Source organism: Micromonospora sp. NPDC023888, from assembly GCF_040639415.1.
Lineage (GTDB): Bacteria > Actinomycetota > Actinomycetes > Mycobacteriales > Micromonosporaceae > Micromonospora.
Genome location: NZ_JBEZZW010000006.1, coordinates 238336 through 244576, shown reverse-complemented (window position 1 = coordinate 244576; position 6241 = coordinate 238336). Strand labels below are relative to the sequence as shown.

Here is a 6241-nt window from a genome sequence, read left to right as displayed (position 1 = left end):
CCACCTGGACGCAGTAGTCCCACACGGCGTCCAGCACCCGCTCGGCGTTCGCCAGGCCCGCCGACGAGGTTCGCATCGTCGGCGCCACCACCCGCGGCGTTTCTGCGTCTGGTCAGCGACCGCCGGCGCGGAAGACCTCCGAGACGGTGCGGAGCACCACCTTGACGTCCAACCACAGCGACCAGTTCTCGATGTAGTAGTTGTCGAAGCGGGCCCGGTCGGAGATCGGGGTGTCGCCCCGCAGGCCGCTGACCTGGGCAAGCCCGGTGAGCCCGACGGGGACGCGGTGCCGTGCCGCGTAGTTCGGGTATTCGGCCGAGAACTTCTCCACGAAGTACGGCCGCTCCGGCCGCGGCCCGACCACGCTCATGTCGCCGCGCAGGATGTTCCACAACTGGGGCAACTCGTCGAGCGACGTCCGGCGCATGAACCGGCCGATGGGGCCGACCCGGTTGTCGTGCGCGATGGACCAGTTGGTCTGGGACTCCTGCTCGTTCACGGGACGCATCGACCGGAACTTGATGACCTTGAACGGCTTGCCGTACCGGCCGATCCGCTCCTGGTAGAAGAAGATCCCACGGCCACCGTCGATGAACGTGGCGAGGGCGCAGAGCAGCAGCACGGGGCTCAACAGCAGGAGCGCGACCCCGGCGAACAGCATGTCGGATGCCCGCTTGATGGCCCACCGCGGGCCGGTGAGCGTGATGTCACCGATCTTGACGATCGGGAACGCGCCGATGTGGTCGGGGTAACCGCTGTGGGAGCGCGAGCCCCACAGGCGCGGCACGGCCCAGAGATCACAGCGCGAGCTGCGGGGCTGCAACAGCGTTTCCATGAGCGTCGTCTCGTCGCAGTCCGGATCGGCGATGATCAGGACCTCGCACTCCGTCAGCCGGACGAGGTGTTCGAGGTCCGTCATCGTCCCGCTCAGCGGCAGCGCCGCGTTGTCCTGGCGTGACGGAGCGTCGACGCAGCCGACGAACCGCAGACCGTACTGAGGGTAGCGGCGCAGCAACCGGGCGATCTCGAGGCCGATCGGCCCGCCGCCGACGACGAGCGCGTTGTGCTCCGCCCACCGACGCTTACGGGAAAGAACGGTGAACGACCTGCTGGCCGCGCGCCCGATGATCACGAGCCCCGCCGACAGTGCGACGCCGCGCATGAACCCGCCGACGTACGCCACCGAGGCGTGGCGCTCGGCCGCGATGATGGCCACCACCGAGGCGGCGGCCAGCAGCCGCCCGCAGAGGCTCGGCAGCTCGTCGAGGATGCTCACGTGGCGGCGCGGCCGGTAGAGGCCGCCGGCCGCGAAGAGGGCCACGGTCAGGACGGCGTTGGCCAACGTCCCGCGCCAGTAGCTCTGGGTCAGCACCAGCGGAGCGATAAGCGCGACGGCGTCGACTGGCGCGTTCATCATCCATGCCCGCAGCCACCGGGTCCGCGACGAGGTGCGGGACCTCGCGTACGGCAGGACGGCCGTGGTGCCCAGACCGGGCACCACAACCTTCGCCTGCGCCCGTACCCCCGGTTCCCGGGTCTGGGGGACGGGTGGGGCACCTCCGGGGAGGCGGGCCCCGTCGCCCGGCATGTCAATGTCGTCCCCGCCGACTGACGGCGTGGACGAATGGCTGGTCGCCGGATGGCCTGACACTAGTGGACCTCCCCGTGAAAGCCCTTGGTCACGCATCCCGACCAGAAGGGCGACCGAACTCTACGATCGACCGGGTCGTGCCACCATAGCCGCCAAGTCAGTTCCTCCTCCTACTTTGCGGCGGAGAGGATTCCCGGAACGTTGTCGTCGCGGACCGCATCGAAGACCTTCGCGGCCTTCTCCTTGTCGGCGAGCACCACGCTCTCGGTGCCCATCGTGCCGGTGCCCTTCACCGGGCAGGTAAGGAACGTCATGTTGCCGCTCCGCAGGTCGCGCATCTCGGAGGCGAGGTCGATCAGGTTCAACTTCTTGTCCACGGCGACCGCGTCCGCCATCGCCTTGACGAAGGAGTTGAGCTTGGCCGGGTTGGCGAGAGTCCCGCCGGACGCCGCCTTGTCCAGGATCGCCTTGATGACCTGCTGCTGGTGCCTGATCCGGGCGAAGTCGCCGTCGGCGAAGGCGTGCCGTTCGCGCGCGTAGTCAAGCGCGGCCGCCCCGTCCATCTTCTGCCGTCCGGCGTTGAACGTCCGGCTGCCGTTGAGCGCGTACAGCGTGGTGAAGCCCTTCTCCACATCCACTGTGATGCCGCCGAGCGCGTCCACGATCTCCTTGAAGCCGCTGAAGTCGACGATCGTCACGTGGTCGATCCGCACGCCCGTGAACTTCTCCACGGTCTGCACCAGCAGCGGAACCCCGCCCCACGCGAACGACGCGTTGATCTTCGCGTCCTTGCCGCCCCGGCCGGACGACGACTTCGGCACGCTGACCCAGGTGTCGCGGGGGATCGAGATGAGCTGCGCGCTGGACCGGTCCTTCGGAAGGTGGGCCACGATGATCGTGTCGGTGCGGGAGCCGGACTCGCTGTCCGGGTCGCGCGAGTCGCTGCCGAGGATCATGATGTTCATGGCGCCCTTGGCGTTCTCGCCCACCTGCGGGCGGTCGGCCTCCGGCACACCGTCGAAGGCGTCGACGCGCTCGATGCCGGAGTTGATCGAACGGAAGTACAAACCTCCGGCGATCATCCCGCCACCGCCGAGCAACGCCAGGACCACGAAAGTGATCAAAGCGACCTTTTGCCACCGGGGACGCCTCGGGCGCGCCTTCTTGGTCGGCTCCGGTGGTTGCTGCGCCGCGATGAACTGGGTCTCGGGCTCCGCGTACTCTTGGCGATACTGCATAGCCGCGATGCTACTGATTCCCGGTTACAGGGATGTACCCCCGTCCGGGCCATACGGTTCCGCATCGAGACCGAAACTTCTCCGACGATCGTTGCGGTGAACCTGCTATGAAGCAGCGGTGGACGTCACGCGCCTGCGCCGAGCCATCGCCCGCACGCCACTCGCCCCGGTCGCCGCCTTTCCGAAGCGGCTCGCCCGGGTGGTCCGCCACGACGCCAGGGTGCTGCGCATCTCGGCCCGGTGGCTGGTCACCTCCCGCGAACATCACAACTACACGTACGAGCTGACCACGCTCAGCCGCCACCACCTGTCCTGGTTCGTCAGCGTGGTCTGCGACCGACCGGTCCAGCAGGTCCGTGGCTGGCTCGACGAGATCGAGTCCGACCAGGCGTTGCGGCGACACATCGAACAGGCCACCGCCGGAGCCGCCCGCCGTGGCCTCGCCGACAGGCAGGTCCGCTACGCCCGCCGGATCGGCTGGTACGCCATCGTCCGAGCCACCCGACCCGCGCACATCGTGGAGACCGGTGTCGACAAGGGACTGGGCACCGTCGTCCTGGCCGCCGCCCTGCTGCGCAACGCGCAGGAGGGACATCCCGGCCGGGTCACCTCGCTGGACCTCAACCCCGAGGCCGGCTACCTCGCCCGGACCGCACCCTGGGCGGACGTCGTCGACCTGGTGATCGGTGACTCGATCGCGTCGATCGGCGCGCTGGACCGCCCGGTCGACCTGTTCCTGCACGACAGCGACCACAGTCGCGCCCACGAGAAGCGCGAGTTCGACGCCGTCGAGTCGAAGCTCGCACCCGGCGCGATCCTGCTCACCGACAACGTCACGAGCACCAACGTGCTCGCCGAGCACGCCGAGCGCACCGGCCGGCGGTTCCTCGCCTACCGGGAGAGCCCCGCCAACCACTGGTACCCCGGCGACGGCATCGGCGTGGCATGGTGACCCGGTGCGGCTGAGCTCGATCCACACGTACCCCGTCAAGGGATGTCACCGGCTCGACCACGACGGCGCTGTCGTGCAGCCGTGGGGCCTGGCCGGCGACCGGCGTTGGATGGTCGTGGACGCCGACGGCGTCGGCGTCACCCAGCGCGAGACCACCCGGCTGGTCGGCCTGCGCGCCAGAGTGCGTTCCGGAGGTCTGTCGCTGCGCGCCGACGGGCAGCCCGACCTCGACGTGGCCGAGCCGGCCGGCGGCGAACCGGTAGCGGTGCGGACCTTCCGCAGTCGCAAGCTCCCGGTCCCGGCCCTGCCGGCCGGTCGAGCGGCCGACGAATGGCTCGGCGCGCTGCTCGGCCGACCGGTCCGGCTGGTCTGGCTGGGTCAGCCGACCCGGCACCTGGCCCCCGGGGACCGCGAACACGACACCGGTGACCAGGTCAGCTTCGCCGACGCCTACCCGCTGCTGCTGGCGAACACCGCCTCGCTCGACGCCCTCAACGACTGGCTGGCCGAGGCGGGGGAGGCGCCGGTGCCGATGACCCGGTTCCGGCCCAACCTGGTGGTCGGCGGGGCACCCGCCTGGGCCGAGGACGACTGGGTCGGCCGGTCGCTGCGCATCGGTGACCTGCGGTTCCGCGCCGCCGGGCCGTGCGACCGCTGCGTGGTGACGACGACCGACCAGGAAACCGGGGTACGCACGAAGGAACCGCTGCGCACCCTCGGACGGCACCGCAACGTCCGGCAGAAGCTCCTCTTCGGACTGCACCTGGTGCCGATCGACACCGGCCACCTGGCGGTGGGCGCCCCGCTCGTCATCGCGCCCTGACCAGGTTCGACCGCGACCGGCAGGCGGAACGCGCCGATCACCGTCCGTCGATGCTGTCTTAGCTTTGGCTTAGCCGGCTTGTCCGTCCACGCCCCGTTCCGGCAGCATCGCCGTCGTGACGGACGTAAGCGTTGTGGACATCGACCTGGACCATGCTCCCCAGCAGCGGCCCGCGTCGTCGTCCCGCTCGACGCCCTGGCTGGTCGCCGCCGGCGTCACAGTTGTCGCGGCCGCACTGGGGCTCACCCTGACCATGCGGTCCGGCGCCGCCCCGGCCTGCGCCGCCGGCCGGACCCTCGCCGCCGCGCCGCCCACCGGCACCGCCACGCACAGCGGCAAGGCCACCTTCTACGACTCGAACGGCGCCGGCGGCAACTGCTCGAACCCCGCCGCCCCGGCCAACAAGCTCTACGTCGCACTCGGCCCGGCCGAGTACTCCGCCGCTGCCGCCTGCGGTGGATTCCTCGACGTGACCGGCCCGAAGGGCACCGTCCGTGTGCTGATCATGGACCAGTGCCCGGAGTGCGCCCCCGGACATCTCGATCTGTCCCGCGAGGCGTTCGCCCGGATCGCCGAACCGGTCCAGGGCCTCGTCCCGGTCACCTACCGCGCGGTCGTCAACCCACCGCTACCCGGTCCGCTCACCTTCCGGATCAAGGAGGGCGCGTCGCAGTTCTGGTTCGCCGTCCGGGTCGGCAACCACGGCAACCCGCTGCGGTCCGTCGAGGTCCGGCAGGGTGACAGCGGTCCGTGGCGCTCGGCCGCCCGGCAGGACTACAACTACTGGCTGATCGCCTCCGGCGCCGGAGCCGGACCGTTCACCATCCGGGTCAGCGACGTGTACGGCAACCGCGCCACCGTCAGCGGCATCCGGATGGCACCCGGCCAGGTGCAGAACAGCGCGGTCCGGATGTACGGGCGTGGCGCCGTCGCGGCCACCCCGCGCCCGTCCGCGTCGGCCCGGCCACCCGGCCGGCAACCCACCGCTGGTACGCCGACACCGGCCCGCCGCCCGGTCGAGGTGGCGAAGGCGAGCGCGCCGGCCACCGGCACGCCGAGCACCCAGCCGGCCGCGGCGAACGCCCGCTGGTGCGCGGGCTGACCGCTCAGTCGACAGGCGTCAGATCGAGCCACATCAGGATCTCGTCGCGGTCGTCACCGGGCGCCACCCGCAACGCGGCCGGCAGCCGGCCGATCTCCCGGTAGCCGAGGCGGCCGTAGAACTTGTCCAACCCCAACCCGTCGCGGACCGTCACGTGCAGCGCCTCGTGGCCGAACAGCCTGCCCAACCGGGCGGCCTCGACCATCAGCGCCGAACCGTAACCGGCGCCCTGGGCGTCCGGGTGGACCATCACCCGCTTCAACACACACCAGTGCGCCTTGAGCGGGAAACGGTTGTCACCGAAGACCAGCAGGGCCACCAGCCGATCGCCGGAGTATCCGACGAGCAGGCGGTCCGGTCCGTCGGCGATACCGGCGAAGGTCGGGTCGGCGAGCACGTGCACGTCGGCGGCGGTCACCGGCGGGACGAAGCCGACCGCGCCACCGGCGTTGCTGACGTCCGCCCAGAGCGCGACGATCTCGGCGCGCAGTCGCGGGGTCAGGTCGGGGTCGAGGACGAAGCGCAGACTCACGCC

The 6241-nt window shown here is 70.6% G+C and carries 6 protein-coding genes; 3 read left to right on the top strand and 3 right to left on the bottom strand.

Annotated features, from left to right (window positions below):
* Nucleotides 1-112: 112 nt before the first annotated feature.
* Both AB0F61_RS08055 and AB0F61_RS08050 read right to left on the bottom strand, forming a co-directional pair.
* Nucleotides 113-1588, bottom strand: a complete 1476-nt coding sequence (locus AB0F61_RS08055; RefSeq protein WP_357805023.1) for a sugar transferase — start codon at nt 1586-1588, stop codon at nt 113-115.
* Between the two features lie 173 nt (nt 1589-1761).
* Nucleotides 1762-2829 (bottom strand): LCP family protein, encoded by a 1068-nt coding sequence (locus tag AB0F61_RS08050; protein ID WP_357805021.1) that lies wholly within the window; start codon nt 2827-2829, stop codon nt 1762-1764.
* Nucleotides 2830-2947: 118 nt separating this feature from the next.
* Between AB0F61_RS08050 and AB0F61_RS08045 the strand changes: the two genes are divergently transcribed.
* From AB0F61_RS08045 to AB0F61_RS08035, 3 genes are all read left to right on the top strand, one after another.
* A complete protein-coding gene (locus AB0F61_RS08045; protein WP_357805018.1) occupies nt 2948-3781 on the top strand; it encodes a class I SAM-dependent methyltransferase in 834 nt (277 codons plus the stop codon).
* A 4-nt stretch (nt 3782-3785) separates the two neighbouring features.
* Nucleotides 3786-4604, top strand: a complete 819-nt coding sequence (locus AB0F61_RS08040) for an MOSC N-terminal beta barrel domain-containing protein (protein WP_357805015.1) — start codon at nt 3786-3788, stop codon at nt 4602-4604.
* A gap of 115 nt (nt 4605-4719) precedes the next feature.
* Nucleotides 4720-5706 carry an expansin EXLX1 family cellulose-binding protein gene (locus AB0F61_RS08035; RefSeq protein ID WP_357805013.1) on the top strand — a complete coding sequence of 329 codons (987 nt, stop codon included), beginning with the start codon at nt 4720-4722 and terminating at the stop codon, nt 5704-5706.
* 4 nt (nt 5707-5710) lie between these two features.
* Here the strand turns inward: AB0F61_RS08035 and AB0F61_RS08030 are convergent, their stop codons facing one another.
* Nucleotides 5711-6238: a GNAT family N-acetyltransferase gene (locus AB0F61_RS08030; protein WP_357805011.1), complete on the bottom strand. Its 528-nt coding sequence runs from the start codon at nt 6236-6238 to the stop codon at nt 5711-5713.
* Nucleotides 6239-6241: the final 3 nt, after the last annotated feature.

What these genes read in the sequence shown, in the direction of transcription:
- AB0F61_RS08050 (WP_357805021.1), bottom strand. Translation starts at nt 2,829, where the DNA reads ATGCAGTATCGCCAAGAGTACGCGGAGCCCGAGACCCAGTTCATCGCG.
- AB0F61_RS08055 (WP_357805023.1), bottom strand. Translation starts at nt 1,588, where the DNA reads ATGCCGGGCGACGGGGCCCGCCTCCCCGGAGGTGCCCCACCCGTCCCC.